General features: G+C 66.7%; 31 protein-coding genes. 27 read left to right on the forward strand and 4 right to left on the reverse strand.

Annotation, left to right across the window (positions count from 1 at the left end; all coding sequences use genetic code 11):
- Positions 1-22: 22 nt before the first annotated feature.
- From AC56LR_RS09830 to AC56LR_RS09855, 6 genes are all read left to right on the forward strand, one after another.
- Positions 23-313, forward strand: coding sequence for a DUF378 domain-containing protein (locus AC56LR_RS09830; protein ID WP_497129881.1), 291 nt, complete (start codon positions 23-25; stop codon positions 311-313).
- A 3-nt stretch (positions 314-316) separates the two neighbouring features.
- On the forward strand, positions 317-778 hold the full coding sequence (locus tag AC56LR_RS09835) for a metallophosphoesterase family protein (RefSeq protein WP_497129883.1): 462 nt from the start codon (positions 317-319) through the stop codon (positions 776-778).
- 192 nt (positions 779-970) lie between these two features.
- Positions 971-1,366: a DUF1622 domain-containing protein gene (locus AC56LR_RS09840; RefSeq protein ID WP_497129884.1), complete on the forward strand. Its 396-nt coding sequence runs from the start codon at positions 971-973 to the stop codon at positions 1,364-1,366.
- A gap of 115 nt (positions 1,367-1,481) precedes the next feature.
- On the forward strand, positions 1,482-1,892 hold the full coding sequence (locus tag AC56LR_RS09845) for a hypothetical protein (protein ID WP_497129886.1): 411 nt from the start codon (positions 1,482-1,484) through the stop codon (positions 1,890-1,892).
- An 83-nt stretch (positions 1,893-1,975) separates the two neighbouring features.
- Positions 1,976-2,782 (forward strand): transporter substrate-binding domain-containing protein, encoded by an 807-nt coding sequence (locus AC56LR_RS09850; RefSeq protein ID WP_497129998.1) that lies wholly within the window; start codon positions 1,976-1,978, stop codon positions 2,780-2,782.
- A gap of 25 nt (positions 2,783-2,807) precedes the next feature.
- Complete coding sequence (locus AC56LR_RS09855; RefSeq protein WP_497129887.1) at positions 2,808-3,470, forward strand: amino acid ABC transporter permease; 663 nt, start codon at positions 2,808-2,810, stop codon at positions 3,468-3,470.
- Positions 3,471-3,491: 21 nt separating this feature from the next.
- Here the strand turns inward: AC56LR_RS09855 and AC56LR_RS09860 are convergent, their stop codons facing one another.
- Positions 3,492-3,971 (reverse strand): hypothetical protein, encoded by a 480-nt coding sequence (locus AC56LR_RS09860; protein ID WP_497129888.1) that lies wholly within the window; start codon positions 3,969-3,971, stop codon positions 3,492-3,494.
- Positions 3,972-4,230: 259 nt separating this feature from the next.
- Here AC56LR_RS09860 and AC56LR_RS09865 point away from each other — a divergent pair, with 259 nt between their 5' ends.
- Complete coding sequence (locus AC56LR_RS09865; RefSeq protein WP_497129890.1) at positions 4,231-4,632, forward strand: lysozyme inhibitor LprI family protein; 402 nt, start codon at positions 4,231-4,233, stop codon at positions 4,630-4,632.
- A 144-nt stretch (positions 4,633-4,776) separates the two neighbouring features.
- Here AC56LR_RS09865 and AC56LR_RS09870 read toward each other — a convergent pair whose 3' ends face one another.
- The 3 genes from AC56LR_RS09870 to AC56LR_RS09880 all read right to left on the reverse strand — a co-directional run bounded on the left by AC56LR_RS09870 (position 4,777) and on the right by AC56LR_RS09880 (position 8,003).
- Positions 4,777-5,247, reverse strand: a complete 471-nt coding sequence (locus AC56LR_RS09870; RefSeq protein ID WP_497129892.1) for a hypothetical protein — start codon at positions 5,245-5,247, stop codon at positions 4,777-4,779.
- A 123-nt stretch (positions 5,248-5,370) separates the two neighbouring features.
- Positions 5,371-6,318, reverse strand: coding sequence for an alpha/beta hydrolase fold domain-containing protein (locus tag AC56LR_RS09875; RefSeq protein ID WP_497129894.1), 948 nt, complete (start codon positions 6,316-6,318; stop codon positions 5,371-5,373).
- Between the two features lie 8 nt (positions 6,319-6,326).
- On the reverse strand, positions 6,327-8,003 hold the full coding sequence (locus tag AC56LR_RS09880; RefSeq protein ID WP_497129895.1) for an electron transfer flavoprotein-ubiquinone oxidoreductase: 1,677 nt from the start codon (positions 8,001-8,003) through the stop codon (positions 6,327-6,329).
- A 184-nt stretch (positions 8,004-8,187) separates the two neighbouring features.
- Here AC56LR_RS09880 and AC56LR_RS09885 point away from each other — a divergent pair, with 184 nt between their 5' ends.
- The 20 genes from AC56LR_RS09885 (at position 8,188) to AC56LR_RS09980 (ending at position 25,865) form a co-directional block, all read left to right on the forward strand.
- On the forward strand, positions 8,188-8,964 hold the full coding sequence (locus AC56LR_RS09885) for an SDR family oxidoreductase (RefSeq protein ID WP_497129896.1): 777 nt from the start codon (positions 8,188-8,190) through the stop codon (positions 8,962-8,964).
- A gap of 23 nt (positions 8,965-8,987) precedes the next feature.
- Positions 8,988-9,407 (forward strand): acyl-CoA thioesterase, encoded by a 420-nt coding sequence (locus AC56LR_RS09890; protein ID WP_497129898.1) that lies wholly within the window; start codon positions 8,988-8,990, stop codon positions 9,405-9,407.
- Between the two features lie 334 nt (positions 9,408-9,741).
- Positions 9,742-10,470, forward strand: a complete 729-nt coding sequence (locus AC56LR_RS09895) for a beta-ketoacyl synthase chain length factor (RefSeq protein WP_497129899.1) — start codon at positions 9,742-9,744, stop codon at positions 10,468-10,470.
- Positions 10,463-11,236 (forward strand): lysophospholipid acyltransferase family protein, encoded by a 774-nt coding sequence (locus tag AC56LR_RS09900; protein ID WP_497129901.1) that lies wholly within the window; start codon positions 10,463-10,465, stop codon positions 11,234-11,236. The genes AC56LR_RS09895 and AC56LR_RS09900 overlap by 8 nt, the downstream gene beginning before the upstream one ends.
- A complete protein-coding gene (locus tag AC56LR_RS09905) occupies positions 11,229-11,483 on the forward strand; it encodes a phosphopantetheine-binding protein (protein WP_497129903.1) in 255 nt (84 codons plus the stop codon). Before AC56LR_RS09900 ends, AC56LR_RS09905 begins: the two co-directional genes overlap by 8 nt.
- A 16-nt stretch (positions 11,484-11,499) precedes the next feature.
- Positions 11,500-11,772, forward strand: coding sequence for an acyl carrier protein (locus tag AC56LR_RS09910; protein ID WP_497129905.1), 273 nt, complete (start codon positions 11,500-11,502; stop codon positions 11,770-11,772).
- Between the two features lie 4 nt (positions 11,773-11,776).
- On the forward strand, positions 11,777-12,322 hold the full coding sequence (locus tag AC56LR_RS09915) for a COG4648 family protein (RefSeq protein WP_497129907.1): 546 nt from the start codon (positions 11,777-11,779) through the stop codon (positions 12,320-12,322).
- Positions 12,315-14,012 (forward strand): ApeI family dehydratase, encoded by a 1,698-nt coding sequence (locus AC56LR_RS09920; RefSeq protein ID WP_497129908.1) that lies wholly within the window; start codon positions 12,315-12,317, stop codon positions 14,010-14,012. Before AC56LR_RS09915 ends, AC56LR_RS09920 begins: the two co-directional genes overlap by 8 nt.
- Before the next feature lie 3 nt (positions 14,013-14,015).
- Complete coding sequence (locus AC56LR_RS09925; RefSeq protein WP_497129910.1) at positions 14,016-15,095, forward strand: class I SAM-dependent methyltransferase; 1,080 nt, start codon at positions 14,016-14,018, stop codon at positions 15,093-15,095.
- Positions 15,092-15,838 (forward strand): glycosyltransferase family 2 protein, encoded by a 747-nt coding sequence (locus tag AC56LR_RS09930; RefSeq protein WP_497129911.1) that lies wholly within the window; start codon positions 15,092-15,094, stop codon positions 15,836-15,838. Before AC56LR_RS09925 ends, AC56LR_RS09930 begins: the two co-directional genes overlap by 4 nt.
- Positions 15,826-16,776, forward strand: a complete 951-nt coding sequence (locus tag AC56LR_RS09935) for a lysophospholipid acyltransferase family protein (RefSeq protein WP_497129913.1) — start codon at positions 15,826-15,828, stop codon at positions 16,774-16,776. Before AC56LR_RS09930 ends, AC56LR_RS09935 begins: the two co-directional genes overlap by 13 nt.
- Positions 16,763-18,334, forward strand: a complete 1,572-nt coding sequence (locus AC56LR_RS09940) for an HAL/PAL/TAL family ammonia-lyase (protein ID WP_497129914.1) — start codon at positions 16,763-16,765, stop codon at positions 18,332-18,334. The genes AC56LR_RS09935 and AC56LR_RS09940 overlap by 14 nt, the downstream gene beginning before the upstream one ends.
- Entirely contained in the window at positions 18,327-18,761 is a 435-nt protein-coding gene (locus tag AC56LR_RS09945; protein ID WP_497129916.1) for an acyl-CoA thioesterase, read from the forward strand. Before AC56LR_RS09940 ends, AC56LR_RS09945 begins: the two co-directional genes overlap by 8 nt.
- Entirely contained in the window at positions 18,758-19,360 is a 603-nt protein-coding gene (locus tag AC56LR_RS09950) for an outer membrane lipoprotein carrier protein LolA (RefSeq protein WP_497129918.1), read from the forward strand. Before AC56LR_RS09945 ends, AC56LR_RS09950 begins: the two co-directional genes overlap by 4 nt.
- Entirely contained in the window at positions 19,357-21,723 is a 2,367-nt protein-coding gene (locus AC56LR_RS09955; protein ID WP_497129920.1) for an MMPL family transporter, read from the forward strand. The genes AC56LR_RS09950 and AC56LR_RS09955 overlap by 4 nt, the downstream gene beginning before the upstream one ends.
- Entirely contained in the window at positions 21,701-22,255 is a 555-nt protein-coding gene (locus tag AC56LR_RS09960) for a DUF3261 domain-containing protein (protein WP_497129921.1), read from the forward strand. The genes AC56LR_RS09955 and AC56LR_RS09960 overlap by 23 nt, the downstream gene beginning before the upstream one ends.
- A 4-nt stretch (positions 22,256-22,259) precedes the next feature.
- Positions 22,260-23,453 carry a beta-ketoacyl-ACP synthase gene (locus tag AC56LR_RS09965; protein WP_497129923.1) on the forward strand — a complete coding sequence of 398 codons (1,194 nt, stop codon included), beginning with the start codon at positions 22,260-22,262 and terminating at the stop codon, positions 23,451-23,453.
- The gene (locus AC56LR_RS09970; protein WP_497129925.1) at positions 23,450-23,908 is read left to right on the forward strand and encodes a hotdog family protein; all 459 of its coding nucleotides are present in this window, start codon (positions 23,450-23,452) and stop codon (positions 23,906-23,908) included. The genes AC56LR_RS09965 and AC56LR_RS09970 overlap by 4 nt, the downstream gene beginning before the upstream one ends.
- Positions 23,905-24,639, forward strand: a complete 735-nt coding sequence (fabG, locus tag AC56LR_RS09975) for a 3-oxoacyl-ACP reductase FabG (RefSeq protein ID WP_497129927.1) — start codon at positions 23,905-23,907, stop codon at positions 24,637-24,639. The genes AC56LR_RS09970 and fabG overlap by 4 nt, the downstream gene beginning before the upstream one ends.
- Positions 24,636-25,865, forward strand: a complete 1,230-nt coding sequence (locus tag AC56LR_RS09980) for a beta-ketoacyl-ACP synthase (protein ID WP_497129929.1) — start codon at positions 24,636-24,638, stop codon at positions 25,863-25,865. The genes fabG and AC56LR_RS09980 overlap by 4 nt, the downstream gene beginning before the upstream one ends.
- Positions 25,866-25,872 lie beyond the last annotated feature (7 nt).

Consider the following 25,872-nt stretch of genomic DNA (forward strand, 5'->3'; position numbering starts at 1 on the left):
CTTTTTCCCCAAGGAGGCAGTGATGGCAACGATGAATACCCCGACGATGGACCGCAGGACGATGGGCGAACGGCGTACCTCGGAGCGCGCCCATCAGCGTTCCCCGATGTCGGCGCTCGACTACCTGGCCATGGCCTTGCTCATCATCGGCGGCCTGAACTGGGCAATGGTCGGCCTGTTCGACGTCGACATGGTCGCCACCCTGTTCGGTCCGGGCAGCCCGGCGACCCGCATCGTCTATGTCGTGGTCGGCCTGGCCGCGCTCTACTCGATCTATACCACTGCCAAGATGGCGGGCAGCAAGCGCCGCTGACGGATGCGGATCGGCCTGATCTCCGATACCCACGGCTTGCTGCGCCCGGAAGCACTGGCCTTCCTGCGGGGCAGCAAGCACATCATCCACGCCGGCGACATCACCGGCCCCGAGATCCTCGGCCCCCTGCAAGCGATCGCGCCCCTGACCGTCGTGCGCGGCAATAACGACCGCGGCCCCTGGGCCAGGGCGATACCCGAGACCGCCGTGCTGCGTATCGGACCGGTCGCCATCTACGTCATCCACGACCTCAAGGAATTGCCGCTCGACCCCGCTGCCGAAGGCATGCGCGTGGTGGTGTCGGGGCATTCACACAAGCCTTCGCAGGCCGAGCGCGGCGGCGTGCTGTACGTGAATCCGGGCAGCGCGGGGCGGCGACGGTTTACGCTGCCGGTGTCGGTGGGGGAATTGCTGGTCGAAGGCGACAGGGTGACGGCGCGGCTGGTGACGCTCGATATTGCTTGAGAAGTCCGGGCGCGCTGCAAGCCCACGTTCTCCCAGGCGCAATGGTAAGCACCGACTTCGAAATTTTGCGGTGTGTGTTTCCCGCTTCGCGGGGCCGTGGAAGAGCTGCGCCGGCGATTTCCCGCTTCGGCTACAGTAGGGTTTCGCGATCCGGTGCGGCAGCCATCGGCGCACATCCCTGGGAGGCAAATCTTGTTCGGCCAGGCAGAACGGCAGGTCCAGTCTTATGTCGAGTGGTTGCGCCTGTTCGTCGAGGCGCTGGGCGCCCTGGTGATTGCCGCCGGCGTGCTGGTGGTCGTGCTCGGGCTGGTGCGCCATGCGCTGGCGCGCCGCGGGAGCAGCTTCAGTCCGATCCGCCTGGCGTTCGCCCGCTACCTCACGCTGGCGCTGGAGCTCCAGCTCGCCGCCGACATCCTGTCGACCTCGGTGGCACCGACCTGGGACCGGATCGGCAAGCTCGCCGCCATCGCCGTCATCCGTACCGCCCTGAACTACTTCCTCAGCAAGGAAATCCAGATGGAACGCGGATCCGAGGGGCCGGGACAGCCGTCCGGCCCGGGAAAAGCCGCGGCGGAACCGGCGGCCTAGGGCGCCCTTGCAAGGAGGCGGGCTTGCCGTCGACGCCTTGCATGTGGCAGGAGAGGCTTCCTGCCAAGGAAAAATCCCGTAAGATACGGCTCGAACCGCATTTACTCCCTGCCGCATGACTCTGCCACCTGATACCCCGCCGCCACGCTTTCGCCCCCGTCCCTGGATTCACCTCGAAACGCCGCAGGACGTCGAACTCTGGATCGACGAACACAACAGCGCCTTGCAGGAGCTGGTCCAGCCCCAGGAGACCGGCGTGGGCATCTGCTTCGCGCTGGCCGTGGGCGGCAACGTCCATATGCAGACCACGGGCGACGCCATCGTGCTCGACGTCGACCAGGAAGCCGAATGGATCGCGCCCCTGATCCAGGCCGCCACCGGTGCCGAGCCGCCGCGCGGCCGGGTCTGGATCCTGCCCGACGACCGGCTGGTGCAGCTGATCCTCGGCCTGTCGACGCTGGTGCTGAACACCACCCTGGTGGTGGGCCACCCCTTCGGCGCGCGCGGGCGCAGGCTGGGCTACTGAGCAACTGCCCGGCCGCCGGCGCTTCCCGCCCGCGCGGGTTTCGGTTATAACGTCAGCTCGACTACGGACGGAGTAAACACTTGATGGGACAGCATTCGAACACCGTGGCGCGCCGCGCCGTCCTCGGCCTGGCCCTTGCCGCCTCCTTGTTGGCCCTCGCACCTGCCCATGCCGCCGACCTGCTGACGGAGGCGAAGGCGCGCGGCACGCTGCGCATCGCGATGGAAGGCACCTACCCGCCGTTCAACTTCAAGGATCCGAAGACCGGCCAGCTGGCCGGTTACGACGTGGACGTGGCGCGGCTGGTGGCCGGCAAGCTGGGCTTGCGGCCGGAATTCGTCAGCACCGAATGGGCCGCCATCCTCGCCGGCCTGGCCGCCGGCAAGTACGACGTGATCGTCAGCCAGGTCGGGATCACGCCCAAGCGCGAGCAGGCCTTCGATTTCTCGCGTCCCTACACCTATTCGAGCCCGCAGCTCATCGTGCGCAAGAACGAGCGCGCCAGTTATGCCAGCCTGGCCGACCTGAAGGGCAAGAAGCTCGGCGTGGGGCAGGGCAGCGTGTTCGAGCAGCAGGCCAGGCAGGTAGCGGGCATCGAGGTCAAGAGCTATCCGGCGGCGCCGGAAAACCTGCAGGACCTGGCCTTCGGACGCATCGACGCGGCGCTCAACGACAGCCTGATGGTGGCCTACCTGCTGAAGAATTCGCAGTTGCCGATCAAGGCCGGCGCGCGCGTGGGCGCGGTCGAGCGCATGGGCATCCCTTTCCGCAAGGGCAATCCGCAGTTCAAGGCGGCCCTCGACAAGATCCTGCTCGACGCCGCGAACGACGGTTCGCTCAAGGCCTTGTCGCTGAAGTGGTTCGGCACCGACGCCAGCCGCCCGCAGTGATCCACGCCACGGTAAATGGCCGGGCATGGACCTGATCGCGCTGCTGGTCGACGCCGCGCCGGTCATGCTGCTTGGCGCCGGCTACACCTTGCTGTTCGCGGTCGCCTCGATGATCGGCGGGCTGGCGCTCGGCTTCCCCGTGGCGCTGATGCGCATTTCGCCGCTGGCGCTGCTGCGCTGGCCGGCCAGCCTGTACGTGAGCGTCATGCGCGGCACCCCGCTGCTGGTGCAGATCTTCGTCATCTATTACGGACTGCCCAGCATCGGCATCGAGTTTACGCCGGTGACGGCGGGCGTGCTGGCGCTCTCGCTCAATGCGGGCGCCTATCTGTCGGAAAGCCTGCGCGGGGCGATTCGCGCCGTGAGCGAAGGGCAATGGCGCGCCAGTTTCAGCCTGGGCCTGGGCTACCGGCAGACCCTGCACCACATCATCATGCCGCAGGCGCTGCGCATCGCGGTGCCGTCGATGAGCAATACCTTGATCAGCCTGATCAAGGATACCTCGCTGGTGTCCGTGATTACCATGACCGAGCTGATGCTCGCCACCAAGGAAGTCATCGCGACTACCTTCCAGCCGCTGCCGCTGTACATCGCGGCGGCCTGCATCTACTGGTGCCTGAGCCTGTTTTTCGAGGCGATCCAGCGCCGCGCCGAGCGGCGCCTGAACCGGGCTCACGCTGTTCGTTGAATGTCGTGGGCACTGTGCCCGTTACGGGCAGACGATGTTGGACCGCGCCTGAACCCGGCAGTTCAATTTCCATACCAGCGATGAGCGGCCCCTCGCTGCGAACATATTATCGGCCACGAGCGGAAAACCGAGATCGGTGGAAACCGGCTGATGCTGACTGCGTCGGTGACTATCCGGCTCGCTCGTCGCCTGTGGCAGCGGAGTCTGGTCTTCGTCGATGCGCGCGATCCACCAGCCGATCCAATAGAGTGGATGGAACGAGGTCAGAATAACGAGTGCGTAGGGCACGCTCCAATGTGTCCGTTCGTGCAGCCACACTAGTACAGGAGTCAAGCCGATCATTTCTCCAATGACGAGCTGAACGTAAATCGGAAACTCCAGAACCGACGCTTGTGTACAGGGGTTTGTCGAGAGTCCAAGCAGCACGTATGCACCACATGAAACAATCAGCAAGGCATACATGATGCAGACGCTAATGGCACTTATCTTCCGCTCGTTCATTGGGATGCTCCTGGTGGGTCATGAACGCTGCAGATTAGGACGAATTCGGGTCTATTTCACTACGTAAGGACCAAGGCTCGTTTGTTAAGCCTTGCAAGGCAGATGGACGATACTTCTCGTTTCGGAAGATGCCTGGCAGAAGCGATACGTCCGTGATGTCGGCAGGTGCACACGTTCGCCTGGGTCGATGCCGGACGCACCAGGCAGGTCCGCTGCCGGGCCAGAAGCGGTCGTTCAGATTCCACCCTTGAGCATCGATATGAAGAAAATGTTGAAGAGTTCCGTATGTGTTTGCGCTCTCTGCCTAATGGGAACAGCCAGCGCCGATGAGCAATGCGCTTTGAGCTCAAGTACCAGCATCGAACGTTGCGTTGCCGAAAACTTCAAGAAGGCTGCCCGGGAACTCAATGTCGCCTATCGTCAAACGATAGATAAAGTCGCACTTTCGTACAAGGAAGCCCCGGATTTGCGAATTGAACTGCTTTCGAAACTCAGGTCTGCTCAGACAGCATGGATAAGGTTTCGTGACGCGAACTGCGCAGTGTTTGCGTTTGAAATTGAAGAAACAAAACCAGCATATTCAATGGCGTTGAACCAGTGCAAGGCCAGAATGCCGAAGGATCGCTCTGCGGAATTACTTAATGGTTTCCCGAATGTCTAAGCTGGCCTGACCGGGCGATACAACGCATGTATGCTGCTCGCGTTTGTTCCAGTACGCCAGACGTAGAAGCGCACCGGGCGGGCGATGAGCCTGCGTCGGTGCGCATTGTTGCTTCATTTTGAAGCGGCGCCTTGGCGCCCCGGTTTAACGGTTGCCGCGTTGCTTGTCGGCGCTGTTTTCCTGATCCCAGGCATGGGAGGCATCCTTGGCGGATTCACCCTGGCGCGAACCGAGGTCGTCCAGTGCCGGCGTGCCGCCGGAAGCGTGCTGGCCGCCTGACTGCTGGCTGCCCTGTTGCTGCTTGCCGGACTGCTGGCTACCTTGCTGCTGTTGGCCAGATTGCTGACTGCCTTGCTGCTGCTGGCCGGACTGCTCACTGCCTTGCTGCTTCTTGCTGGACTGCTGACTGCCTTGCTGCTGCTTGCCGGACTGCTGGCTAGCTTGCTGTTGGCCAGATTGCTGGCTGTCTTGCTGCTTTCCTGACTGCATGTTGCCCGACTGCTGTCCCGACTGCATATTGCCCGACTGTTGCTGACCGGCCCGGTTCATGCCCAGGTCGTCGATGTCGTTGTCGTGACGCGGACCTTTGACTCCATGTCCCTTGTTTTCACCCATGCTGTACTCCTTGCTTGCGTGGTCGAGGAGTTCATCATAAACCTCTCGCCAACGGCGACAATCGGAATCCGGGTGGCTTGCCCGTAGGACTCGTCGCACAAACTCAGCAGTTAAATCAAGGGCTTACGGCGCGGGCGGGACGATCGCCAGTCCCCGCAGGAAGGCATGGGCCGCCGCATACGCAGCGACGTGCTGCTCGGCCGTGAAGCCGCCATGCCCGCCACCTTTCACGGTATGCAGTTCGTTCTTCACGCCGGCCGCGTCCAACGCCTTCTTCAGGCGCAGGCCATGCGCATACGGCACCAGGGGATCGGCATCGCCATGGATGGTGAACACGGCCGGCCCTTTGGCGTGCACATGACTCAAAGGCGAGAGCGCCCGCGCGAGCGCATCGCGCCCCTGCATGCTGCCGAACCAGCCCACCGCATACGAACGCTGGTTCGGCCCCTGCAACATGTCGGCGACATCGGTGATGCCATACCAGTTGATCACGGCCGCCACTTTCGGCGCCGGGTTCTGGTACGGGCCGCTCCAGGTAGGCTCGTTGGCGGCGCACTGGTTGGTGAAGGGCGAATCGGAAGGAAGCATCGCCGTGGCCAGCGCCAGGTGGCCGCCGGCGGAGTCGCCGGTGGTGACGACCTTCGTGACATCGAAGTTGTACTTCTTCGCATTGCGGCCGACCCACTGCAGCGCGCACAGCGTGTCTTCCACGGCTGCCGGCGCCAGCGCCACGTTGGCCAGCCGGTAGCTCACGTTCAGCACCGTGAAGCCCATCTCGAGGTAGGGCAGCAGCGCAAACGCGGAACTCTCGCGGCTGCCCGCGACCCAGCCGCCGCCGTGGAAGTGCAGCATGACCGGGGCCGGCTGCTCGCTGCGCTTCATCGGGCGGTAGACGTCGAGCTTGAGCTCCTTGCCGCTGGCCGTCAGGTAGGTCACGTTCGGCTCGATCCAGAAACGATGATCGAGCAGGGCGGCACTGCGCACGCCGGCATCATCGGCCTGCACCGCCGCCGGGAAGGCCAGCGCACAGGCCATCAGGGCGGTGCGAAGCCGCCGCATCGGGTTCGGCATGCCCACCCTTACATGTTCGGGTAGTTCGGGCCGCCGCCGCCTTCCGGCGTCACCCAGACGATGTTCTGGGTCGGATCCTTGATGTCGCAGGTCTTGCAGTGCACGCAGTTCTGCGCATTGATCTGCAGGCGGTCACGGCCCTCGTCGGTTTTCACGAACTCGTACACGCCGGCCGGGCAGTAGCGCTGTTCCGGGCCGGCATACTTGGCCAGGTTGACGTCCACCGGGATGCTCGCGTTTTTCAAGGTCAGGTGCACCGGCTGGTCTTCGCCGTGGTTGGTGTTCGAGATGAACACCGAGGACAGGCGGTCAAACGTCAGTTTGCCATCCGGCTTCGGATAGACGATCGGCTGGAACTGCGAAGCCGGCTTGAGGGTCTCGTGATCGGCATGCTTGTGGTGCAGCGTCCAGGGCGCCTTGCCGCGGAAAAGCATCTGGTCGATGCCGGTCATGATCGTGCCCAGGTACAGGCCCTTCGACATCCACGGCTTGAAGTTGCGCGCCACATGCAGTTCCTCGTGCAGCCACGACTTTTCGAAGGCGGCCGGGTAGGCGGCCAGTTCATCGTGCTGGCGGCCTTCGCCCAGCGCCGCAAACGCCGCTTCGGCGGCCAGCATGCCGGTCTTGATCGCGCCGTGGCTGCCCTTGATGCGGCTGGTATTGAGGAAGCCGGCATCGCAGCCGATCAGGGCGCCGCCCGGGAAGACGGTCTTCGGAAGCGATTGCAGGCCGCCCGCGGTGATGGCGCGCGCGCCGTACGAGATGCGCTTGGCGCCCTCGAAGTAATGGCGGATCGCCGGGTGGGTTTTATAACGCTGGAATTCCTCGTACGGCGACAGGTAAGGGTTCTCGTAGGCCAGGCCCACCACGAAGCCGACCGCGACCTGGTTGTTCTCCAGGTGGTAGAGGAAGGAGCCGCCATAGGTGCTGTTGTCCAGCGGCCAGCCGGCGGTGTGGATCACCAGGCCCGGCTTGTGCCTGGATGGGTCGATCTCCCACAGCTCCTTGATGCCGATGCCGTAGGTCTGCGGATCGCGGCCCTTGTTGAGGTCATACCTGGCCATCAGTTGCTTGCCGAGGTGGCCGCGCGAACCTTCCGCGAACATCGTGTACTTGGCGTGCAGCTCCATGCCGAGCTGGAAGTCCGGCCCCGGCTCGCCATCGCGCTTGACGCCCATGTTGCCGGTGGCGACACCCTTGACCGAGCCGTCCTCGTTGTACAGGATTTCGGCCGCCGGGAAGCCCGGGAACACTTCCACGCCGAGCGCCTCGGCCTGGGTGCCGAGCCAGCGCACCACGTTGGCCAGCGAGATCACGTAGTTGCCGTGGTTGGTCAGCATCTTCGGGACCATGAACTGCGGCGTCGCATACGACTTGGTCTCGGTGAGGAACAGCACCTGGTCTTCCGTCACCGGGGTGTGCAGCGGCGCGCCTTTTTCCTTCCAGTCCGGGATCAATTCATTGAGGGCGATCGGATCCATGACCGCGCCCGACAGGATGTGGGCGCCAAGCTCGCCGCCTTTTTCAAGCACGCAGACCGAGACTTCCCGCGACTGTTGCGCCGCCAGCTGCTTGAGCCGGATCGCGGCCGACAGGCCCGCAGGGCCGCCGCCGACGATGACCACGTCGTATTCCATTGCTTCGCGCGGACCGTATTGTTCGAGGAGGTTGGTTGTCTCAGTCATGGTGCTCAGTTATGTTGTGTGATTGGGCAGGAAAAATTTAAGCACGAGTGTGCGGCTTTTTGTCATTGTTTGCAACTTTGGCCGCCATTTTACGGACATTATTAGATGCAGCAATCTAATACTGATGATTTGTGTAAGATGGTGGCTTCACAAACAGAATGATTGACACGAAGGGGACCGGCACGTGGGCATCGAAGTCAATTTTGAAGGAAAAATCGCCATGGTCACCGGCGCCTCGAGCGGCCTCGGTGCGCGCTTCGCCAAGGCGCTGGCCGGCGCGGGTGCACAGGTGGTGCTGGCCTCGCGCCGGGTCGAGCGGCTCAAGGAACTGCGCGCGGAGATCGAAGCCGACGGCGGCGCCGCCCACGTGGTGCGGCTCGACGTCACCGACCTGGGCAGCATCAAGGCGGCCATCGCCCACGCCGAAACCGAGGCCGGCCCGATCGACATCCTGGTGAACAACTCGGGGGTGCAGAGCACCCAGCGCCTGCTCGACGTCACCGAAGACGACTACAACTACATCATGGACACCAACCTGCGCGGCGCCTTCTTCGTGGCGCAGCAGGCGGCCAAGCGCATGATCCAGCGCGCCAAGGGCGACCCGCGCAAGCAGCACCGCATCGTCAACATCGCCTCGGTGGCGGGCCTGCGCGTGCTGCCGCAGATCGGCGTCTACTGCATGAGCAAGGCAGGCGTGGTGCAGATGACCAAGGCCATGGCGGTCGAATGGGGCAAGTACGGCATCAACGTCAATGCCATCTGCCCCGGCTACATCGCCACCGAAATGAACGAGGATTATTTCGGCACCGAGCAGGGGCGCAAGCTGATCGACATGCTCCCGCGCAAACGCCCCGGCAAGCCCGAAGACCTCGATGGCCTGCTCCTGCTGCTGGCGGCCGAAGAAGCCCATTTCATCAACGGCGCCATCATCACGGCCGACGACGGCATGACGGCGCAGTAATCCGTTTCACGAACAAAGGCACAATGAGCAGCAAGCAGTTGGTACATACCATGACCATGCCGATCCGCTGGGGCGACATGGATGCGATGGGCCACGTCAACAACACGGTCTACTTCCGCTATATCGAAACGGCCCGCATCGCGTGGCTGGAGCAAGTGGGGGCGCTGCCCGACCCGACCAGCGAAGGGCCGGTCATCGTCAACGCCCACTGCAGCTTCCTCAAGCAGCTGACCTATCCGGGCGAGATCGAAGTCACGACCTGGGTCGGTCCGCCGGGGCGCTCGAGCTTCGAGGTGAGCCACGAGATTCGCCTGCTCGGGCTCGATGGCCGGCCCGGCGCGCTGCACGCCGAGGGCGGTGCAAAAGTCGTCTGGGTCGAGTTCAAGGCCGAGAAGTCCAAGCCGCTGCCGGAGCGGCTGCGCGCATTGTTGCCTGCGGCCTGAGCCGCCGGCCCCGCCCTTGAAACCGGCCGTTCGCGCCGCTTCTTTCAACACTCTTTGCTGCAAGCTTGACGCGCTCGACCTCAGGGCGTCGCCTTCATCCCACAAGTGAGAATTGGTGAGATTTTGACGGCTTCCGCTGTGGCAAGATCGCGCCTTTCCTCTGGGAGGTCCCGGAATTGACCCGCGGCGCATGAGCTTGTTGCAAAACCTGCTTCTTGTCATGTCAGACAGTTCCTACATCGAGCCCGAGGGATTATAATTCCGCTTTGTTGCTGCATGGCAGCATTACACGCAGCAGTTCTTTTCCCCGCATCGCCGAGCAGCCATTAGCCCTATGTCCGAATCCGAGGTCGTCTTTTCCATTGCCCGGCATGCCGCCTGGGCTCCCGGCCTCGCGACGCGGGAGCGCTGGGCCGAATGGGCGCGCGAGCCCTGGCCGCTCGCGGTCGGCGAGGAGCCGAAGGTGGCCGCGATGGCGCCGATGCTGCGGCGCCGTGCCGGCTTGCTCGGCCGTATGGCCCTTGAAGTCGCCTATGAAGCCATGGAAGAGGCGCGCGACGTCCCGACCGTGTTCTGCTCGCGCCATGGTGAAGTGGCGCGCGCCATCGACCTGCTGGGCGACCTCGTGCGCGGCGAGCCGCTGTCGCCCACCGGCTTCGGCCTGGCTGTGCACAACGCCAGCGCCGGCCTGTTCTCCATTGCCCGGGGCGACCGCGCCAACCATGTGGCCCTGGCCGCCGGCGCGTCGAGTGTCGAGCATGCCGTCATCGAAGCCTGCGGCCAGCTGCATGACGGTGCCCCAATGGTGTTGCTGGTGGTGTGCGACACGCCGCTGCCGGCCCTGCTGCAGGAATTCGAAGATTGCGACGAGCAGCCGTTCGCCTTTGCCTGGGCCATGGTGCCCGCAGGCGAAAACCCGGTGCGCCTGTCCTGGACTGCAGCGCCGGAAGGCGAAACTTCGCGCACGCCGGGCGGGCTCGAGGTCCTGCGCTTTCACCATGCCGGCACGCCGCTGGTGCGCCATGCCGGCGGCAAGCGCTGGACCTGGAGCCGCGATGCTTGAGCGCGTCAATCATGCCTGGCGTGTGTTCGCCACGGGCCTGAGCTTCGCCCTGTTCGGCATCGGCGGCCTGTTTCTGCGCGTGATCGTGTTCCCGCTGCTGCAGCTGTGCATCCGGACGCCGCAGGCGCGCAGGCAGGCGGCGCGCGCCACCATCCGCGCCAGCTTTCGCGCTTTCGTCGGCGTCATGCGGGGCCTGGGCGTGCTGCGCTACGAGGTGCTCGGCCTCGACAAGCTCGATCGCGCCGGCCAGCTGATCCTGGCCAACCATCCGACCCTGATCGACACCGTGTTCCTGATCGCGTTTGTCCGCAACGCCGACTGCATCGTCAAGGGCGCGCTGTGGAACAACCCGTTCACGCGCGGCCCGGTGCGCGCCGCCGGCTATATCTGCAACGACCGCGGCCCGGAGCTGGTCGAGGACTGCATTGCTTCGCTGCGCGCGGGCGGCAACCTGATCGTTTTCCCGGAAGGCACGCGCACGCCGCGCAGCGGCGCGGCAAAGCTGCAGCGCGGCGCCGCCAACATCGCCGTGCGCGGCACGCTGCCGGTCACCCCGGTGGTGATCCGCTGCGAGCCGCCGACCCTGGGCAAGGGCGACAAGTGGTGGCATGTGCCGCCGCGCCAGGCCAGTTTTACCATCGAGGTCAAGGATGACATCGGGATGGAGGCTTTCCGCACCGCGGAAACTTCCGACGTGGTCGCGGCGCGCCGCCTGACCGAATACCTGCAACAGTTTTTCATGAAAGAAGGCCAGCAACATGCTTGAACAAGAAGTGAAGGCACTGATCATCGACGTCCTGCAACTCGAGGACATCACCCCCGACGACATCGACACCGAAGCACCGCTCTTCGTCGAAGGCCTGGGCCTGGACTCGATCGACGCGCTGGAAATCGGCGTGGCGCTGCAGAAGCGCTACGGCATCACGCTGTCGGCCGAATCCCAGGAAACGCGCCGGCATTTTGCATCGGTGCGCGCGCTGGCATCGATGATCGAAGCAAACCGCAAGAAGTAACAGGGAGCCATTCGCCATGATTAGCATTAACGACATGAACCGCGATGAGCTGTTCGTCTGGGTCGCCGACCTGCTGGCGGAGATGTTCGAGCTGGATCGCGCGGCCTTGACGCTGTCGTCGAACCTGTACGCCGAACTCGATATCGACAGCATCGATGCCGTGGACCTCGCCGTCAAGCTCAAGCAAATGACCGGCAAGCGCCTGCAGCCGGAAGTGTTCAAGACCATCCGCACCATCGGCGACGTCGTCGACGCGCTGGCCGGCCTGGCCGAAGAGCAAGTGGCCTGATTCGGTGTTCTGGAATGCACTGACGCTGGCGCTGACGCTGCTCTATCCGCTGGCGATCTGGCTGGGCCACGACGCCATCGAGCCGCGCTGGCTGGCCGGACTGCTGCTGCTCACCGCCGCGACCCGCCTTCCTGCGCTGAAACTCAGCGCCTCGGCGCGCTGGACGGCGGCGGGCGGGCTCGCGCTGGTGGCGGTGGCGGTCGGCTACAACGCGCTGCTGCCGCTCAAGCTGTATCCGGTGCTGGTCAATGCCGCGCTGCTGGCTGCCTTCGGCTATAGCCTGGTGACGGGCATGCCGATGGTCGAGCGCCTGGCGCGCCTGCGCGAGAGCGATCTGCCGCCGCAAGCCGTGGCCTACACGCGCCGCGTGACCCAGGCCTGGTGCGTCTTCTTTGTCGTGAACGGCGCGATCGCGCTGGGCACGGCGCTGTTTGCCAGCGAGGCGGTGTGGTCCTTCTACACCGGCGTGCTGGCCTATATCTTGATGGGATTGATGTTCGGCGGGGAGTACCTGCTGCGCATGCGATTCAAGCGTTTGCACCATGTCTGAGCTGTTTCATCACCTCGAGCACCGCGCCCCCGGCGAGCTGGCCGGCCGGCGCGCGGGCAGTCCGGTCCTGCACGGCGAACTGCTCGCGCGCATCCGCGCCTGGGCCGCCCTCGGCCGGCGCAGCACGGCGACCCTCGTCGCGCTCTTCCACGAGGACAGCCTGGAATTCGCGGCCGCCCTGGTCGGAGCCTGGCTGTCGGGGAAGACCGTCTGGCTCGGCGCGGACACGCTGCCGGCCACCTGCGAGGCGCTAGGCAGACAGGTCGATGCCTTCTGGGGCGAGTTCCCCTTGCACCACGAGCCGCGGACACCGCTCGCAGGCGACGACTGGCAGGGCGCATGGACGGCGCCGGCGCCGGACTTCCCGGCACTGGTCGTGTTCACCTCCGGCAGCACCGGCGCGCCGACCCCGATCGCCAAGCAGCTGTCGCAATTGACGAGCGAGATCGCGGCACTGGAAGAACAGTTCGGCGCGCCCCTGGGCGACGCCGATATCCTGGCCACCGTCTCGCACCAGCACATCTACGGCCTGCTGTTCCGGGTCCTGTGGCCACTGGCCGAAGGCCGCCCGCTCCATGCGGAGCGCCACGAATTCCCCGAGACCCTGGCGCCGGCCCTTGGCGCGCGTGCCTGCGTGCTGCTGGCCAGCCCGGCCCACCTCAAGCGCCTGCCGGCCCACCTGGACTGGCAGGGCGCGGCAAGAAATCTGCGCACGGTTTTCTCGTCCGGCGGCATGCTGGAACCGGCCGCCGGCGCGCATGCCTCGGCGCTCCTGGGGCAGGTGCCGGTCGAAGTCTACGGCAGCTCGGAGACCGGCGGCGTGGCCTGGCGCCGCCGCGGCGAGCTGGCCGGGGACCCCTGGCATCCGCTGCCGCGCGTGCAGTGGCGCGCAGATGCCGGCGGCTTGCTGGAGGTGCAGTCGTGTCATGCCGGCCCGGATGGCTGGCAAAGCCTGGCCGATCGGGTCGAGGACTGCGGCGAGGGCCATTTCCTGCTGCGCGGCCGCGCCGACCGCATCGTCAAGATCGAAGAAAAGCGCGTCTCGCTGGACGCCATCGAGACAGCCCTGGTCGCCGGCGAATTCGTGCGCGAGGCGCGTGTACTGGCAATACCCGGCGAAAGCCGCCAGGTGCTGGCCGCCTTCGTCGTACTGGGCGAAGAGGGCAGGGCGCGGCTTGAAGACGCCGGCAAGCCCGCCATGAACGCAAGCCTGCGTACGCTGCTGGCTGCCGGCTTCGAGGCCGTGGCCCTGCCGCGCCGCTGGCGCTATCTCGAGCGCCTGCCGGTCAATGCCCAGGGCAAGACCACGCAGGCGCAGTTGCTGGCGCTGCTCGATGGGGACGCGCGTCCGCGCTTGCCGGCCATGCGCGTGCTGGAGCAGGAGCCTGCGCGCATGCTGATGGAGCTGATCGTGCCGCCGGACCTGCTGTATTTCGACGGCCACTTCAGCGTCGCCCCGGTGCTGCCGGGCGTGGTGCAGGTGGACTGGGCGATCCATTACGGCCGTAGCTATTTCGATATCGGGCAGGGTTTCGGCGGGATCAATGCCCTGAAATTCCAGCAGATGATCCGGCCCGGCCAGCCGGTGCAGCTCGAACTTGTGCACGACAGCGCCAAAGGGCAGCTGAATTTTCGTTATTTCTCGGACGCCGGCGCCCATGCCAGCGGACGCATCCTGTTGGGGAACTGAAGCATGCAAAACAAAAAATTCTCGCCCGAGCGCCAGAGCGCGTTCGAGGCACGCTTCGAAGCGCAAAAGATCGCCTACGGACCGGTCGTGTTCCAGTGCGTGCGCTATGCGTGGAAGCGCGGCATGCTGCAGGCGATCGCCGATGCCGGCGATACCGGCCTCTCGATCGACCAGCTGGCCGCGACCGGGCGCTGGACCCCTTACGTGCTGAAGGTGGCGCTGGAGACCTGCCTGTCCGCCGCCGTGGTCTACCTCCATGAGGGCCGCTACGTGCTGGACAAGGCCGGCTTCGTCGTGCTGACCGACCCGATCACCCAGGTCAATATCGATTTCAACCACGACGTCTGCTACCAGGCGCTGTTCTCGCTCGAGCAATCGCTGGACGCGGAAAAGCCGCTGGGCCTGAAGGTGTTCGGCGATTGGCCGACCGTGTACGAAGGCCTGTCGCAGCTGCCGGAACCTGCCCGCTCGAGCTGGTTCGCCTTCGACCACTACTATTCGGACACCTCCTTCCCGGACATCCTGCCGGACGTCTTCGCCACCGCGCCGCGCCGCGTGATGGACATCGGCGCCAACACCGGCAGGTTCAGCCTGGCGGCCCTTGGCGCCAACCCGGCCATCGAACTGCATCTGGTCGACCTGCCGGGCCAGCTGGCGGTGGCCGACGGCGCGCTGCTTGCCGCCGGCGTGCGCGAACGCGCTACCCTGCACCCGACCAACCTGCTCGACCCGCAAGCGAGCCTGCCGGCCGACATGGACGTGATCTGGATGAGCCAGTTCCTGAGCTGCTTCTCCGAAAGCGCCATCGCCAGCATCCTCGAACGGGCTGCGCAAGCGCTCGGCCCGCGCGGCCAGGTCCTGATCATGGACACCTTCTGGGACCGCCAGCGTTACGACATCGCGGCCTATTGCCTGATTAACACTTCGCCTTACTTCAACAACCTCGCCAGCGGCAACAGCAAGGTGTATGAGAGCGGCGACTACGTGCGCCTGGCCGAAGCCGCCGGCCTCGAGCTGGTGACCGCGCGCGACAACATCGGCTATTGCCATTCGCTGCTGCGCTTTGCAAAAAAGGCGCAATGATCGTGTTCCATCCCTGCGTCGTCATCCCGGTCTACAACCACGAGCATGCCATCGGCAAGGTGCTCTCGCAGGTGCTCGGGCACGGCTTGCCCTGCATCCTGGTCGATGACGGCAGCTCGCCAGGTTGCGCCGCGGTGCTCGACGCCTTGGCGGCGGTGCACCCGGGACGCGTGGTGCTCGAGCGGCACCTGGTGAACCAGGGCAAGGGCGGGGCGGTGCTGACCGGTTTCGCCCGCGCGGCGCGCGAGGGCTACAGCCACGTGCTGCAGGTCGATTCGGACGGCCAGCACAGCGTCGCCGACATCCCGCGCTTCCTGGACGCGGCGCGCGCCCAACCGGAGGCGATCGTCGCCGGCTGCCCGGTGTACGACGAATCGGTGCCCAAGCTGCGCCTGTACGCGCGCTACCTGACCCATGTCTGGGTCTGGATCAATACCCTGTCGCTGGCGATCCGCGACTCGATGTGCGGCTTTCGCGTGTACCCGGTCGCGCCGGTGCTGGCGCTGGCCAAACGCCGGCGCCTTGGCCTGCGCATGAATTTCGACATCGAGATCCTGGTGCGCCTGTACTGGGACGGCGTGGCGGTGGTGAACCTGCCGACCCGGGTCGGCTACCCGGAAGACGGCGTCTCGCACTTCAAGGCATGGACCGACAATGTCCTGATCTCGCGCCTGCACGTGGCCCTGTTCTTCGGCATGCTGCCGCGTATTCCTTCCCTGCTGGTGCGGTCATGGCGAGCGTGAGTAAAGCAGGCGACGCGCGCCATTGGGCGGCCATCAACGAAGCGAGCTTCGTGGGCGGCATGCGCCTGCTGTTCTGGGTCTGCCGCGTATTCGGACGCTGGCCTTTCCGCGTGGTGCTGTACCCGGTCCTGGCCTGGTATGTGGCGACCCAGGCGCGTGCGCGCCGCGCATCCGCGAGCTATCTGGCCCGCGCCGGCGCCCCGCATGGCTTCATGGGCGTGCTGCGCCACTTCGGCGCCTTTGCCGAAGCGATCCTGGACAAGATGCTGATCTGGGGCGGGCTGTTCGACCTGTCGAAGGTCACCGTGCATGGCGACGCGCCGCTGCTGGAGATGATCAAGGAGAAGCGCGGCGCGCTGCTGCTGTGCTCCCACCTGGGCAACCTGGACCTGTGCCGCGCGCTGTCGATGCGCACGCCGGGGCTGAAGATTACGGTGCTGGTGCACACCCGCCACGCCCAGGCGTTCAACGCCATGCTGGGCAAGCTCGACCCGCGCAGCCAGCTGAACCTGATGCAGGTCACCGAGATGACGCCGGCGATGGCGATGGCGCTGTCAGAGCGCATCGAACGCGGCGAGTTCGTCGTGATCGCCGGTGACCGGGTGCCGGTCGCAAGTGCGCCACGGATTGCGCTGGCGCCCTTCATGGGCGAGTTGGCTGCCTTCCCGGTCGGCCCTTACGTCATGGCCGCGGTGCTCGGCTGCCCGATGTATGCGCTGTTTTCAAGCCGCCAGGGCGAGCGCTACGAACTGCATTTCGAGCGCCTGCGCGAGCGCGTGAGCCTGCCGCGCGCGAGCCGCGAGGCGGCCCTGGGCGAACTGGCCGGCGAATACGCGGCGCGACTCGAACACCATGCCAGGCGCGCGCCGCTGGAATGGTTCAACTTCTACGACTTTTGGCAACACCCCGGATCGGAACGACCCCATGCAGCTCACTGACCTCACCACTTCCCCGCGCACCGTGCGCTTCGACCGCGAACGCCTGTCGATCGAGGATGTCGTCGACATCGCGCGCGGCAGCGCCCGTCCTGAACTGTCGAACGACCCGGCCTTCCGCGCCGCGATCGCGCGCGGCGCCGACTTTCTCGACCGCCTGCTGCGCGAAGACGGCACCATCTACGGCGTGACCACCGGCTACGGCGACTCCTGCACCGTGGCGGTGCCGCTGTCGCTGGTGGCCGAGCTGCCGCACCACCTGTACACCTACCACGGCTGCGGCCTCGGCGCCCATCTCGACCCGGCCCAGACCCGCGCCGTGATGGCCGCGCGCCTGGCGTCGCTGTCGAAAGGCTTTTCGGGCGTGAGCGTCGGCCTGCTCGAGCAGATCGTGCGCCTGTTCGACGCCGGCCTGCTGCCGCTGATCCCGAGCGAAGGCTCGGTCGGCGCCAGCGGCGACCTGACCCCGCTGTCCTACCTGGCGGCGGTGCTGTGCGGCGAGCGCGAAGTGCTGCGCGACGGCGTGACGGTGCCGGCCGCCCAGGCCTTGCAGGAAGCCGGCATCACGCCGCTGCGCCTGCGCCCGAAAGAGGGCCTGGCCATCATGAACGGCACCGCCGTGATGACCGGCCTGGCCTGCCTGGCCTGGGACCGGGCCGACTACCTCACGCGCCTGGTCACCCGCATCACGGCGCTGGCCTCGTTCGCGCTGGACGGCAACGACCACCACTTCGACGAGACCCTGTTCTCGGTCAAGCCGCATGCCGGCATGCAGGGCGTGGCCGGCTGGCTGCGCCAGGACCTGGAATATGCAGGCCAGCTCGAGCGCAACGGCAAGCGCCTGCAAGACCGCTATTCGATCCGCTGCGCGCCGCACGTCATCGGCGTGCTGGCCGATGCGCTGCCTTTCTTCCGCAGCGCGATCGAGAATGAACTCAACAGCGCAAACGACAACCCGATCATCGACGCCGAGGGCGAGCGCGTGCTGCACGGCGGCCACTTCTACGGCGGCCACATCGCCTTTGCGATGGACGGCATGAAGAATGCGGTGGCCAACCTGGCCGACCTGCTGGACCGTCAGATGGCGCTGCTGGTCGATGCCCGCTACAACGCCGGCCTGCCGGCCAACCTGTCGGGCATGGAGGGCGAGCGCGCCGCCATCAATCACGGCCTGAAGGCGCTGCAGATCAGCGCCTCGGCCTGGACCGCCGAAGCGTTGAAGCTCACCATGCCGGCCTCGGTGTTCTCGCGCTCGACCGAATGCCACAATCAGGACAAGGTCAGCATGGGCACGATCGCCGCGCGCGACTGCCTGCGCGTGCTGGAGCTGACCGAGCAGGTCGCCGCGGCGCTCCTGATCACGGTGCGCCAGGGCGTGTGGCTGCGCTGCAAGCTCGAAGCGAAACGCGAAGGTGGGCGCACGCTGCCGGCGCCTCTGGCGAACATGCTCGAGCTGCTGGGCCAGGACATTGCGCCGGTCCTTGAGGACCGCCGCCTGGATCCGGACCTCAGGCTGCTGCTGGGCCGCATCCGCGACCAGGCCTGGAGCCTGTATGCGTAAGGCGAAAGCACCAAGCAGGTGGTGGGCCGAGACCGAGATGCAGGTGCAATTCTTCGACCTCGACCCGATGCAGATCGTCTGGCACGGCAACTACGTCAAATACCTCGAGGTGGCGCGCTGCGCGCTGCTCGACAAGATCGGCTACAACTACGAGCAGATGCGCGAATCGGGCTACATGTGGCCGATCATCGAGATGAATTTGCGCTATGCCGGCCCGGCCGCCTTCGGCCAGCGCCTGCTGTTGCGGGCCGAGATCGTCGAGTGGGAAAACCGCCTGCGCATCGATTACCTCATCAGCGACGCCGCCAGCGGCAAGCGCCTGAACCGCGCCACCACCACCCAGGTGGCGGTGGACCTGAATACCGGCGAGATGTGCTTTGCCTCGCCATCCATTTTGTTCGAGAAGCTGGGAGTCGCCGCACCATGAAGAACATCCTTGCCACCCTGGCCCTGGCCGCCGCATGCACGGCGGCGCAGGCCGCCGCCCCGGTCGCGCAGATCGGCGCGATGCTGGCCAAGCCCGAGCAGCTGTGCGGCCGCTTCGACCAGGTCAAGCACCTGGCCGGCATGAAGAAGCCGCTGGCCTCGAGCGGACGCTTTTGCGTCGTCGCCGGCAAGGGCGTGCTGTGGCGCACCCTGAAGCCTTTCCCGAACACGCTGCGCCTGAAGCGCGACGAGATCGTGCACATGCAGGGCGACCGGGTCGCGATGCGGCTCGACGCCACGCAGGAGCCTACGGTGCGCATGATCAACGGCGTGCTGTTCTCTCTGCTGGGCGGCGACCTGGCCAAACTCGACACGCTGTTCGAAGTCGACGGCAGCGTCTCCGGCAACTCCTGGCGAGTCGCGCTCAAGGCGCGCAGCCCGGCGCTGGCCCGCGCCATCGGCGCCATCTCGCTCGATGGCGGCGCCTATGTGCGCAGCATCCAGATGAATGAAGCCAGCGGCGACCGCACCAGCATCGAATTCTCCGAGCTCAAGACCGGCCCCGGCGCCGTCTTGCCTGAAGAGGCGGCCCTGCTGTGATCCTTCAACGCCGCCTTGCCTGGATCTGGGTGTTCGTGGTCTGCCTGCTGGTGGGCCACAACGCCTGGCTGTGGCTGGGCAAGGGCATCACGCCCGATACCGACATCCTGGCGCTGCTGCCGGCCGACGAGCGCGATCCGGTGCTGCAGCAGTCGTTCACCCACATGGTGGACAGCGCGCAGCAGCGCGTGGTCGTGCTGGTCGGGGCAAGGGAGTGGATTGATGCCGGGCGCGCCGCCGACGCCTTCCAGGCGGCGCTGGCCCCGCACGCAAGCGTGCTGGCTTTTGACGCGATGGGCGAGGAAGCGCAGGCGGGCTGGCTGGCCAGCCTGCAGCCGCATGCGACGCTGCTGGTCGGCGCCGCCCAGGAAAAGCAGCTGCGCGAGCAGCCGGCCGGCTTCTGGGTCGATTCCGCGCTGGCGCGACTGTACAACGCGTTTTCCGGCCCCAAGCTGGGCGCTTTCCGCGACGACCCCTTCGGCCTGTTCGCAGGCTGGGCCCAGGAGCGCGCCCTTGAGACCCCGGTGCGCCCGCGCGACGGCCGCCTGTTCGTGGCCGGGGAAGGGCGCGAATACGTCTTGCTGACCTATACCCTGAAGGATTCCGCCTTCTCGCTCGGCGCCCAGCAAGCGGTGCTGCCGCTGCTGGATGCGGCGACTAGCGCTGTGCAGAAAGCGGCGCCCTCGGCCGAAGTCATCAAGGCCGGCGTGGTGCTGCATGCCGCCGCCGCCGGGCGCCAGGCGAGAGGCGAGATCCACACCATCGGCGTAGGCTCGATGCTCGGCATCGTGCTGCTCACCTGGCTGACCTTCCGCTCGTTCAAACCGATCAGCCTGACCGTGCTGGCGATCGGCATCGGCTTCCTCGGCGCGCTGTCGGTGTGCTGGCTGCTGTTCGGCCGCATCCACCTGCTCACCCTGGTGTTCGGAGCGAGCCTGATCGGCGTGGCCCAGGACTACGGCATCTATTTCCTCTGCCAGCGCCTGGGGGCGGACCCGGCGCTCGATTCGCACCGGATGCTGCGCCGCCTGCTGCCGGGCCTGGGATTGACCCTGCTGGCGGCCGTCATCGGCTACCTGGGCCTGGCGCTCACGCCTTTCCCGGGCCTGCGCCACATGGCCGTGTTCTCGGCCCTGGGCCTGGTGTTCGCCTGGCTGACCGTGGTGTGCTGGTTCCCGGCGCTGATCGATGGCCGCACGCTCAAGGCCGGTCCGCTGGCGCTGCGCTACCGCGGCCTCGTCGCGCGCTGGCCGCGCCTGGCGGGTGGGCCGCTCACGCTGCTGCTGGTCGCGGTGCTTGGCGGCCTGGCCGTGCTGGGCTGCTCGCGCCTGCAGGTGAACGACGACATCCGCTCGCTGCAATCCTCGCCGCCGGAACTGATCCGCGACCAGATCAAGCTGGGCAAGCTGCTCGATGCCCCCAGTCCGGTCCAGTACTACCTGGTAAGGGGCGCCTCGGCCGAACAGGTGCTGGAACGCGAAGAAGCGCTCAAGCGCCGCCTGGACCCCTTGATGGCGCAAGGCGACATCAAGGGCGTGCAGGCGCTTTCGAACTGGGTGCCCTCGCAGCGCACCCAGGCGGCGCGCCTGGCCCTGGTCGAAGACAAGCTGCTGGCACCAAGCGGGCCGCTGGCCGGCCTGGCGCGCGAAATCGGCGAGGACCCGCAGTGGAGCGCGGCGACGGCGGCACACCTGCGCACCGCCGCCGCGCCACTCAAGGTCGAGGCCTTCCTCAAGACCACGGCCGCCGAGCCCTGGCGCCACCTGTGGCTGGGCCAGGTCGAAGGCGAGCACGCCAGCATCGTGGCCCTGCGCGGCATGCGCTATGCGGCCATCCCCGCACTCGGCCACGCGGCCGAAGGTTTGGAAGGCGTGCAATGGGTCGACAAGGTCGGCGGCATCTCCTCGGTGCTGGGCCGCTACCGGGCCTATATGGGCTGGGTGGTGCTGGGCGCCTACGCCGTGGTGTTCCTGGTGCTGCTGCCGCGCTACCGCGGCCGCACCTGGCGCGTGGTCGCGCCCACCGCAGCAGCCAGCATCCTGACCCTGGCGCTGCTGGGCTTGTCCGGCCAGAGCCTGCAGCTGTTCCACGTGCTGGCGCTGATGCTGCTGCTGGGCGTGGGCGTCGACTACGGCATTTTTTTGCAGGAAGAATCCGGGCCTCGGCACGATGCGCCCTGGCTGGCGGTCGGCCTGTCGGCGGCCAGCACCATCCTGTCATTCGGCCTGCTGGCCCTGAGCGGCACCCCGGCGCTGCGGGCCTTCGGCCTGACCATGCTGGCCGGGACCGCGCTGGTCTGGCTGGTCGCCCCCTGTTTTACCGTGACGAAGGAAGAAACCCATGCGACGCCTGTCCTGGTTTAAGCCTGCCGCGCTCCTCGCGGCGGTATCGATGCTCAGCGCCTGTACGGCGGACGAACCGGCGCCGGCGCGCCTCGGCCTGCGCCTGGCCCCGGCCGCGCTGGGCGAGACAATCAGCGTGCAGCAGCACCTGACCGTCGAACGCGCCGGCAAGACCAATGACCTCGACGCTGCCCTCGAAGTCGACGCCAGCCGGGTCAGCCTGGTCGGGCTGGCGATGGGCATGCGCGTGCTGAGCCTCAATTTCGACGGCCGCACGCTGACCGAATGGCGCCATCCGATGTTGCCGGCCCAGGTGCGCGCCGCCGACGTGCTGGAAGACCTGCAGCTCACGCTCTGGCCTGTCGCCGAGATCGCGCGGGCGCTGCCGGCCGGCTGGAAGGTCGAAGAAAAGGGACTGCGCCGCACCCTGCGCCGCGAAGGCGAAGTGGTGGCCACCATCGATTACAGCGGTACCCCGCGCTGGCGCGGCACCGCGGTGCTGGACAACGTGCGCTACAAATACAAGCTGACCGTCGTGTCGGCGACGGACTGAAAGAATGAACCGGGACATGCTGTACCTGAACGATTGCGCCTTGCTGTGCGCCCTGGGCGATGAACGCGCGAGCATCCGCCGCCGCCTGCTGGTCGACGGCGCCAGCGGCCTCGCCGTGTCGGATGCCTGCTCGCCGGGCCGCCCGCTGCCGCTCGGCCGCGTTGACGCGGCCTTGCCCGACCTTGGTCATTTGCCGCTGCCGATGCGCAGCCGGAACAATGCGCTGGCGCTGGCCGCGCTGGCCCGGATCCGCCCGGCGGTGGACGCCGCCATTGCCCGCTACGGCGCGGCGCGCGTCGCCGTGGTGATCGGCACCAGCACCTCGGGCGTGGGCGAGACCGAAGCGGCCATCGCCGCTCATCAGGCCACGGGCGCGCTGCCGCAAGGCTTCCACTACGGCCAGCAGGAGATGTGCTCGCCCGCCGACGTCATCGCGCGCGAACTGGGCGCAAAGGGTCCGGCCTACGTGCATTCGAGCGCCTGCTCATCGAGCGCCAAGGCGCTGGCCAGCGCCGCGCGCCTCATTCGCATGGGCCTGGTGGACGCAGTCGTCACCGGCGGCGTCGACACCCTGTGCCGTTTCACCGTGGCGGGTTTCAGCGCGCTGGAGTCGGTCAGCGCGGCGCGCTGCAACCCGCTGGGCGCGGGCCGCAACGGCATCAACCTGGGCGAGGGCGCCGCGCTCTTCCTCATGAGCCGCGCGCCTGGCGCGGTGGCCCTGTGCGGCTGGGGCGAATCGTCCGACGGCCACCACATGTCGGCGCCCGACCCGGAAGGCGGCGGCGCGCGCATCGCGATGACCCAAGCGCTCGCGCGTGCCGGCATTCTGGCTGACGACATCGACTACATCAACCTGCACGGCACCGCCACGGTCCAGAACGATGCGATGGAGTCGCGCGCGGTGTCGGCGCTGTTCGGCGGCAAGGTCGCGGTGAGCTCGACCAAGCCGGTGACCGGCCACACGCTGGGTGCGGCCGGCGCCGTGGAGGCGGCGTTCTGCTGGCTGGCGATGCAGGACGATAACCCGGAAGGCCTGCTGCCGCCGCACCTGTGGAACGGCGAACAGGACCCGGAGCTTCCCGTGCTGAACGTGGCGCTGCCCGGCGCCCGCCTGGGGCGCCCGATCCGCTACGCGCTGAGCAATTCGTTTGCCTTCGGCGGCTCGAACGCGACCCTGGTATTCGGGAGGACGCAATGAATCTGCCCGACATCCACAGCCTGGTGCCGCACAGCGGCGCCATGTCGCTGCTGGGGCGCCTGCTGGCTGCCGAAGGGGAGACCCTGGCGGCGGAAGTGACGATCGCCCATGGCAGCATGTTCTGCGCCGACGGCGCGGTCGGCGCCTGGGTCGGCGTCGAATACATGGCGCAGGCCGTGGCCGCGCATGCCGGCTATTGCGCCAGCCTGCGCGGCGAACCGGTGCGCGTCGGCTTTCTGCTGGGCGCGCGCCGCTATGCGTGCAGCGTGGCCTCCTTCCCGGTCGGCAGCGTGCTGCACATCCACGTGCGGCGCGCGCTGCAGGGCGAGAACGGCCTGGGCGCGTTCGATTGCCGCATCGAAGACAGCCGCGATGGCCTCGAGCTGGCGACCGCGACGATCACCGTCTTCCAACCTGATAATGTCGAAGAGTTTTTGCAACGGAGTCCAGAATGAGTAGTAACCCAAAAAGCGTGCTGGTGACGGGGTCGTCGCGCGGCATCGGCAAGGCCATCGCCCTGCGCCTGGCGCGCGACGGCTATGCCGTGGTCGTGCATTGCCGCGACCGCAGGCTTGACGCCGACGCGGTCGCCGCGGAGATCATCGAGGCCGGCGGCGCCGCGCGCGTGCTGCAGTTCGACATCGCCCAGCGCGATGCCACCGCCGCCGCGCTGGCGGCCGACATCGAGACCCACGGCTGCTATTACGGCGTGGTCTGCAACGCCGGCGTGGCCCGCGACACCGCCTTCCCGGCCATGACGGGCGAGGAATGGGACCAGGTCATCGGCACCAACCTCGACGGCTTCTTCAACGTGCTCAACCCCCTGGTGATGCCGATGGTACAGCGCCGTAAACCAGGCCGCATCGTCACCATGGCCTCGGTGTCGGGCCTGATCGGCAACCGCGGCCAGGTCAACTACAGCGCGGCGAAAGCCGGCATCATCGGCGCCACCAAGGCCCTGGCGCTGGAACTGGCCAAGCGCGACATCACCGTCAACTGCGTCGCCCCGGGCCTGATCGAGACCGACATGACCGCCGACGTGCCGATGGACGAAGCGCTCAAGATGATCCCGGCGCGCCGCGTCGGACGTCCGGAAGAAGTGGCGGCCGCGGTCAGCTACCTGATGTCGATTGATGCCGGCTACGTGACGCGCCAGGTGCTGTCGGTGAACGGAGGCCTGGCATGAGCCGCCGCGTCGTCGTCACCGGCATGGCCGGCATCAGCCCCCTCGGCAACGACTGGGCCAGCATCCGTACCCGCCTGGGCGAGTACCGCAACGCGATCGTCCGCATGCACGACTGGTCCACCTACGATGGCCTGAACACCCAGCTGGGCGCGCCTGCCGCGCTCTTCGAATTACCGAAGCATTACGACCGCAAGGCCACCCGCAGCATGGGCCGGGTGGCGCTGCTGGCCACGCGCGCGACCGAACTGGCCTTGATCGATGCAGGCCTGCTGGACCATCCGCTGCTCACCAGCGGCGACATGGGCGTGTCCTTCGGCTCGTCGGCGGGCACCACCAGCGCGATCGGCGACTTCGGCCGCATGATCGAGGAGCGCACCACGCGCGGCATCAACGCCACCACCTATATCAAGATGATGGCGCATACCGCGCCGGTGAACATCGGCGTGTTCTTCGGCCTGACCGGGCGTGTAATCACCACCTCGTCGGCCTGCACCTCGGGCAGCCAGGGTATCGGCTACGCCTACGAGGCCATCAAGGCCGGACGCCAGACCGCGATGGTGGCCGGCGGCGCCGAGGAGCTGTGCGCGACCGAAGCCGCGGTGTTCGACACCCTGTTCGCCACCAGCGTGCGCAACGACACCCCGCAGCTCACCCCGACGCCCTTCGACGCGAAACGCGACGGCCTGGTGATCGGCGAGGGCGCCGGCTGCCTGATCCTGGAAGAGCGCGAACACGCGCTGGCGCGCGGCGCCACCATCTACGCGGAACTGGTGGGCTTCGGCACCAACAGCGACGGCACCCATGTGACCCAGCCGAATGCCGCCACCATGCAGACGGCGATGTCGCTGGCGCTGCGCGACGCCGGCCTGGCGCCGGGCGACATCGGTTACGTGAATGCCCACGGCACCGCCACCCAGCAAGGCGACCTGGCCGAAACCCGGGCGACCAATGCGCTGTTCGGGAAAAATATGCCGATCAGCTCCCTCAAGAGCTATATGGGCCATACCCTGGGCGCCTGCGGCGCGCTGGAAGCCTGGATCAGCATCGAGATGATGCGCGAAGGCTGGTTCGCCCCGACCCTGAACCTGAACGAGGTCGATCCGCAATGCGGCGAGCTCGATTACATCCGCGGCGAAGGACGCCGCCTCGACTGCGATTACGTCATGACGAACAATTTTGCGTTCGGCGGCATTAACACGTCGCTGATTTTTAAGAAGTCTGTCTAACCGAGGA

The organism is Telluria sp. ZT3P39 (assembly GCF_059685935.1).

What these genes read in the sequence shown, in the direction of transcription:
- AC56LR_RS09880 (WP_497129895.1), bottom strand. Translation starts at nt 8,003, where the DNA reads ATGACTGAGACAACCAACCTCCTCGAACAATACGGTCCGCGCGAAGCA.
- AC56LR_RS09850 (WP_497129998.1), top strand. Translation starts at nt 1,976, where the DNA reads ATGGGACAGCATTCGAACACCGTGGCGCGCCGCGCCGTCCTCGGCCTG.
- AC56LR_RS09895 (WP_497129899.1), top strand. Translation starts at nt 9,742, where the DNA reads ATGTCCGAATCCGAGGTCGTCTTTTCCATTGCCCGGCATGCCGCCTGG.
- AC56LR_RS09860 (WP_497129888.1), bottom strand. Translation starts at nt 3,971, where the DNA reads ATGAACGAGCGGAAGATAAGTGCCATTAGCGTCTGCATCATGTATGCC.
- AC56LR_RS09960 (WP_497129921.1), top strand. Translation starts at nt 21,701, where the DNA reads ATGCGACGCCTGTCCTGGTTTAAGCCTGCCGCGCTCCTCGCGGCGGTA.
- AC56LR_RS09965 (WP_497129923.1), top strand. Translation starts at nt 22,260, where the DNA reads ATGAACCGGGACATGCTGTACCTGAACGATTGCGCCTTGCTGTGCGCC.
- AC56LR_RS09905 (WP_497129903.1), top strand. Translation starts at nt 11,229, where the DNA reads ATGCTTGAACAAGAAGTGAAGGCACTGATCATCGACGTCCTGCAACTC.
- AC56LR_RS09855 (WP_497129887.1), top strand. Translation starts at nt 2,808, where the DNA reads ATGGACCTGATCGCGCTGCTGGTCGACGCCGCGCCGGTCATGCTGCTT.
- AC56LR_RS09970 (WP_497129925.1), top strand. Translation starts at nt 23,450, where the DNA reads ATGAATCTGCCCGACATCCACAGCCTGGTGCCGCACAGCGGCGCCATG.
- AC56LR_RS09875 (WP_497129894.1), bottom strand. Translation starts at nt 6,318, where the DNA reads ATGCCGAACCCGATGCGGCGGCTTCGCACCGCCCTGATGGCCTGTGCG.
- AC56LR_RS09835 (WP_497129883.1), top strand. Translation starts at nt 317, where the DNA reads ATGCGGATCGGCCTGATCTCCGATACCCACGGCTTGCTGCGCCCGGAA.
- AC56LR_RS09870 (WP_497129892.1), bottom strand. Translation starts at nt 5,247, where the DNA reads ATGGGTGAAAACAAGGGACATGGAGTCAAAGGTCCGCGTCACGACAAC.
- AC56LR_RS09845 (WP_497129886.1), top strand. Translation starts at nt 1,482, where the DNA reads ATGACTCTGCCACCTGATACCCCGCCGCCACGCTTTCGCCCCCGTCCC.
- fabG (WP_497129927.1), top strand. Translation starts at nt 23,905, where the DNA reads ATGAGTAGTAACCCAAAAAGCGTGCTGGTGACGGGGTCGTCGCGCGGC.
- AC56LR_RS09945 (WP_497129916.1), top strand. Translation starts at nt 18,327, where the DNA reads ATGCGTAAGGCGAAAGCACCAAGCAGGTGGTGGGCCGAGACCGAGATG.
- AC56LR_RS09980 (WP_497129929.1), top strand. Translation starts at nt 24,636, where the DNA reads ATGAGCCGCCGCGTCGTCGTCACCGGCATGGCCGGCATCAGCCCCCTC.
- AC56LR_RS09900 (WP_497129901.1), top strand. Translation starts at nt 10,463, where the DNA reads ATGCTTGAGCGCGTCAATCATGCCTGGCGTGTGTTCGCCACGGGCCTG.
- AC56LR_RS09940 (WP_497129914.1), top strand. Translation starts at nt 16,763, where the DNA reads ATGCAGCTCACTGACCTCACCACTTCCCCGCGCACCGTGCGCTTCGAC.
- AC56LR_RS09935 (WP_497129913.1), top strand. Translation starts at nt 15,826, where the DNA reads ATGGCGAGCGTGAGTAAAGCAGGCGACGCGCGCCATTGGGCGGCCATC.
- AC56LR_RS09890 (WP_497129898.1), top strand. Translation starts at nt 8,988, where the DNA reads ATGAGCAGCAAGCAGTTGGTACATACCATGACCATGCCGATCCGCTGG.
- AC56LR_RS09925 (WP_497129910.1), top strand. Translation starts at nt 14,016, where the DNA reads ATGCAAAACAAAAAATTCTCGCCCGAGCGCCAGAGCGCGTTCGAGGCA.
- AC56LR_RS09910 (WP_497129905.1), top strand. Translation starts at nt 11,500, where the DNA reads ATGATTAGCATTAACGACATGAACCGCGATGAGCTGTTCGTCTGGGTC.
- AC56LR_RS09920 (WP_497129908.1), top strand. Translation starts at nt 12,315, where the DNA reads ATGTCTGAGCTGTTTCATCACCTCGAGCACCGCGCCCCCGGCGAGCTG.
- AC56LR_RS09830 (WP_497129881.1), top strand. Translation starts at nt 23, where the DNA reads ATGGCAACGATGAATACCCCGACGATGGACCGCAGGACGATGGGCGAA.
- AC56LR_RS09950 (WP_497129918.1), top strand. Translation starts at nt 18,758, where the DNA reads ATGAAGAACATCCTTGCCACCCTGGCCCTGGCCGCCGCATGCACGGCG.
- AC56LR_RS09865 (WP_497129890.1), top strand. Translation starts at nt 4,231, where the DNA reads ATGAAGAAAATGTTGAAGAGTTCCGTATGTGTTTGCGCTCTCTGCCTA.
- AC56LR_RS09930 (WP_497129911.1), top strand. Translation starts at nt 15,092, where the DNA reads ATGATCGTGTTCCATCCCTGCGTCGTCATCCCGGTCTACAACCACGAG.